We start from the raw sequence: 4,053 nt of genomic DNA, 5'->3' as shown, positions 1-4,053 counted from the left end.
GAGGGGTTCGAAATGTGGAATTCTTCTTATATCGGCTCACTCAGTTATATGCTTAATCCAAGTTGCTCCACAAGTATTGTCCTTGATCCACTTTCGTATAGCAATATATGATATTTTTCTGATTATTAAAAAAAGATTAAAGAGATAAAGGCATTGGGAATCAGGCGTCAATATACTTAACTTGCTTTCAAGTTATATGATTACGGCCTGCACCATGAAAAAGGAAAAAATGCCTGGGTTCTATTATGTACGAGTAGAATTACGTAACAAGGATAGTGCTGGCTTTTCGCAATTGCAGGAAGCTATGATTCGTCAGGGCTTTTCCGTTACGGTTGATTCATCAGGAGGAAGTACCTATAAATTACCTTGTGGCATGTTTTGCATACGTCATTCGAATGATAAATGGTATATCCATAATCTGGCCAAAGAAGCGGCAAAAAGTGCTGGAAAAGATGTTTGGATTCTGACCATCAAGGCTGACGGAGCAGCGCTCGATTTAGAGGATATACGCGACGAAGGTGTCGCGTAGACTAAAGAATTGTTTGAATTTTTGACAACCCAACATAAACGGGTGTCTTGTTCTTCTAACGAAGGAAATAGCGTAAAGTCTATCTATAAGTGGGCCAATTGTACGATTTTCCTTTCTTCGAGTGGCCTAAGATGGCCTCTATGCAGGAAAATGCTTTAGCGTTAAAATAGGGGTAAGGGTGGCTTTTCAGGCCAAGTCAGGAAAGTTTAAGCAAAAAGAACTGTTGCAACAAACTATTGGAAACTTGGGTCACTAGCGGATTAACAGGACTGATCCACGATGCTCTAGGACTTCATTGCTGCCCATAGGTTTGTAGAATAGACTGTAGCTATACGTTCCGATTGGGCAGTCTTCGCCTTTAAGTTGACCATTCCACTGCGGATTAGCACTCTCTTCACTATAAACTACATCACCCCAGCGGTTATAAATGGTAAGCCGAATTTGACTTCCATTGGTGACAAAAAGCCTGAACCTATCATTGATCTGATCACCATTGGGCGTAAAGCTGTCTGGGGCAAAAGCGTTTGAAGGACAGGCGCCCGTAATTTGAATGGTGCGTGTTAGCGAGCAGCCAAATGAGTTCGTTAGTCTCACTTTGTAAGTGCCGGGCTGATGAATCTGTATGGTTGAGGCCGTCTCTCCGGATGGCTCCCATAAATACGTTAAAGTGCTGTCGAGTCCATCAGCGGAAAGTATAGGATTGTCACAAGATCTGACCTCATCTGCCAAAGCTCTCGGAAGCGGTTGAACCGTTACACTAGTTGAGGTTGTACTTGAACAGATTCCACTGACTACAGTTAGCGTATATACACCAGCCTGCGTAACAGCAATATTGGCTGTACTTTCGCCTGTTGACCATTGATAAGCAATCGACGAGCTACCCGAGGGTATTATAGGATTAAGCGTTGTCGATTGCCCCTGACAAATTTCTTTTTGATTACCTAACAGAATTCTAGGCTTTTCCAGTACCGTAAGCTGTAGTGTGCGCAGACTATCGCAATCATACATTGTTTTCAGCGAATCAACATACCTGCCACTAGTCGTGTAGCCCAGATAAGACTCCCCCTGGCATATCGTTTTATTAACGGTGGAAGTTAAGGTTGTTTTGGGTATGCTCTGTATGTTTTTTAGTGTAGCGACTTTACATCCAGCCTGATTAGTGGCCGTGACACTATACACACCAGTAGTCGTTACGGTGTTCGTAGCACTAGATGGGTTTCGGCCTCCACTCCATTGATAGGAAGTCCCACCAGATGCTGTCAGGGTGAGGCTGCCACATTGGTTAGAGCTATTTGCTATATAAACTGGGAAGTAAGGATCTAACGCTCCCCAGGTTACAAGGGTATAGAACTCCGGTTTATCAGCTGTAATAGTGATACAGGTAAACGTACCTGGAAATTCAACTACAGCATTTCCTTCTGCACCTAGTAAGGTGAAAGAGTCAAAAAAAGTAGTTCCCCCACCATTGTGAAGTGGTATATATGGTTCTGAAAATCGTAAAGTCACTTTACTATTAACACTACCCAATGATGATAGCAATAGAACAGGATTTGTAACAGGTTCCGAAAAGCAAACTACAGATTGAGAGCCTTTAGTAGAGGCTAAGGTTACCATTGGAACATGTTTATTGGGGATAGTAGTAATACCGTCGAATTGCAAAAATGGACTGAAATCTGATATATACTGAAATAATGGTGGGTAAGAAAAGGACATTCTAACCATGATTTGTTTATTTTTTAATTCTATTGTTCCAATGGTTTGATCATGAGTGTAATTTTGCCAATTAGTCCAGACATACATGGGTTTACATTGAGAATAAACCTCACAAAGTTGAAATACGAAAAAAGTGCCTAGTAACCAATACTTATAGAAGGGCTTGCTACCTAGCATAATTTTAAGTTTTAAGGATTCACAATCTGAATGCTTATACTTATAACTAATTACCCTAAATCACTAAACTTGACTGACAGCGTAAAAGCTTGTGGCTTTATTTCAGTGTAAACAGGTTCCGCCTATAATATGGAAGACATAAGTGAATAGCAAGTATATATAAAATACATGTTAAATGGAGGCAAATGGTAGGAAATCTATTATTTAACCTGATTCTGATAAGGTATATAGCCCAATACTAGTATTTATAATACTGGTTCAGCACGTTGTTTAGTTTCCCCACATGCTTTTAATAGTTCCACTTCAAATTGTTGTAAAATAGTCTCTTTGCTTAAATATTGTCGTGCGTATGTTCTGGCATTTTGTCGATAAACGGACAAATCTTTGTGAAGCGCCAATAGAATACCATCGAGTAAGGCCTGTGTCGATTCGGGTTCGATCAGGATGCCCATCTGGTTTTCATCTATAACCTTATACAAAGTAGTACCCGGTACGGCTGATACTAAGGCACAGCCACCAGCCGCCAGGATGCTGGTAAGCTTGGATGGTAATACTAAATCAGATGCTGATTTCTTTTGAAGAACCAGGTGAATATCCGCCGTTGCTAAAAGTGCTGATAACTTGTTGTAGGGCTGTAAAGGATGAAAGCTAACATTAGATAGTTTATAGTCATGAACTAAATTTTCTAACCTTGTTTTGCCGCCCCCCGACCCACAGATCACAAATTTTACCTCCGATTGCGTTTGAAATGATTTAGCAACTTCAATGATCAGTTCCAGGCCTTGTTTTTCGCCAAGACTGCCCGAGTACAGAATAACCTTATCTTGTTGGTCTAGTCCCAGCTCTGTTCGTAAGGATTGTTCTTGTGGAAGTGGACGGACCAATTGTTCATCGACCCAGTTGGGGAATAAGTAGCAAGGATTTTGAAGTACATTCTTATCAGCGACTTTTTGGACCATGCCTTCACTTATGGTAGACACTACCGCACAGCGTTTTAGAATAAACTTCTCAATTGAGAATAGCAGATTCAGAAACGATTGATTTTTGATCATTCCTAATTCTTTTGCCATATCGACCTGTAAATCCTGAAGATGATACCAGAGTGGTATTCGCTTTACCAAGGAGTATAGAGCAGGTAAGAGGCCAATCTGAAAAGGGGGCGATACACAAATGACTACGTCGAATGGCTTGCCGAATAAAATGCCAATCCAATAGGGTAGACTGCTAAGTACAAACGATAGCTCATGTAAGATGCGCTTAACTGTAGTAACCTTTTTAGGAACATAAAAGGGACACCGATGAACAGTGACCCCTTCTAGTGTTTCAGTAAACCAACCTTTACCTTTATAAGCGGCATGTACTTCCCATTCTGGATAATAGGGCATGGCTGTAATAACCTGGACAGAATGCCCTTGCCTAACTAGCCACGCTCCCATTTCACCAGTATATTTGCCTACCCCTGTTAGTTCCGGAGCATAATTAATATCATATAGTAGGATGCGCATTTAATATATATCTCTTGTCAATAAGTAGGTACTAGTAGGATATTGATAATCAGTGGATTCAAGTCGCTTTTGATAGTGGGTATTTAAATGGTTTTAAGCAACCGGGCCGCCATACTGTCGTGAATCTGA

The 4,053-nt window shown here is 40.9% G+C and carries 3 protein-coding genes; 1 reads left to right on the top strand and 2 read right to left on the bottom strand.

Translation table 11 applies throughout. From position 1 onward, the window contains the following. Nucleotides 1–214 precede the first annotated feature (214 nt). Entirely contained in the window at nt 215–529 is a 315-nt protein-coding gene (locus BGO59_RS31350; RefSeq protein WP_293690866.1) for a hypothetical protein, read from the top strand. A gap of 252 nt (nt 530–781) precedes the next feature. On the opposite strand, the gene BGO59_RS31345 is transcribed toward BGO59_RS31350, so the two are convergent. Together BGO59_RS31345 and BGO59_RS31340 are read right to left on the bottom strand one after the other, a co-directional pair. Beyond that, the gene (locus tag BGO59_RS31345; protein WP_293690865.1) at nt 782–2,329 is read right to left on the bottom strand and encodes a gliding motility-associated C-terminal domain-containing protein; all 1,548 of its coding nucleotides are present in this window, start codon (nt 2,327–2,329) and stop codon (nt 782–784) included. Between the two features lie 335 nt (nt 2,330–2,664). Further along, nucleotides 2,665–3,924, bottom strand: a complete 1,260-nt coding sequence (locus tag BGO59_RS31340; RefSeq protein WP_293690863.1) for a WcaI family glycosyltransferase — start codon at nt 3,922–3,924, stop codon at nt 2,665–2,667. Nucleotides 3,925–4,053: the final 129 nt, after the last annotated feature.

This window comes from Spirosoma sp. 48-14 (assembly GCF_001898575.1).
Classification (GTDB): Bacteria; Bacteroidota; Bacteroidia; order Cytophagales; family Spirosomataceae; genus Spirosoma.
Note: the sequence above shows the minus strand (reverse complement) of the source record. Positions and strands in the feature narration are given on the sequence as shown.

Excerpts from the sequence above, each read along its gene's own strand:
- BGO59_RS31350 (WP_293690866.1), top strand. The coding sequence starts at position 215 with ATGAAAAAGGAAAAAATGCCTGGGTTCTATTATGTACGAGTAGAATTA.
- BGO59_RS31345 (WP_293690865.1), bottom strand. The coding sequence starts at position 2,329 with ATGTATGTCTGGACTAATTGGCAAAATTACACTCATGATCAAACCATT.
- BGO59_RS31340 (WP_293690863.1), bottom strand. The coding sequence starts at position 3,924 with ATGCGCATCCTACTATATGATATTAATTATGCTCCGGAACTAACAGGG.